This is a genomic window from Psychrobacter sp. 1U2, assembly GCF_051847575.1.
This window is the reverse complement of record NZ_JBPYDC010001572.1, coordinates 1-571: the sequence shown is the minus strand read 5'-3', so window position 1 is coordinate 571 and position 571 is coordinate 1. Positions and strand designations below refer to the sequence as shown.

Below are 571 nucleotides of genomic sequence, written 5' to 3'. Positions count from 1 at the left end.
AGTTGTTTGACCGCATGACCGAGTAGATGCGCGCACGAATGACGAATAATATCGACACCATCAGCATCTCTTGGGGTAACAATCTCAACCTTTGCGTCATGAGCGATAGGATCAGAAGCATCAACTAAATGTCCATCTACACGTCCGGCGACTGTAGCCTTAGCAAGACCTGCCCCAATGCTTTTTGCCACTTCCATGACTGTAGTATTGCCTTCGAAGTCTTTTACGCTTCCATCGGGCAAAGTAATCGCTACCATAATCTGTTCACCTGTTTTAGGTCCGTTAGCAGTGATGATTGCAACTATCAATCATATGACCGTAAGACCAAATAAATTATATACGTTAGATGTGATACATCAAAAGAGACAGACATTACCCAAGACACTTAACATATCGGCGATCGTCTAAATATTCATTCAATCTGCTATCTATATCAAGAGCAGAATGATAATACATCGTTAAACACAGCCAAATGCTTCTTATATAGTGTTGATTAATCATGCAGGATAAGTAATGCCATAAAGGCGACTACTATAACAAAAACCATCTATAAACACTAGATAGCAAGGGA

General features: G+C 40.3%; 1 protein-coding gene. It reads right to left on the bottom strand.

The window, feature by feature from the left end; all coding sequences use genetic code 11:
• Positions 1-257, bottom strand: a 257-nt coding sequence (locus tag ACS8FD_RS23255) for a TGS domain-containing protein (RefSeq protein ID WP_439277596.1), incomplete at its 3' end; no start/stop codon positions are given.
• Positions 258-571 lie beyond the last annotated feature (314 nt).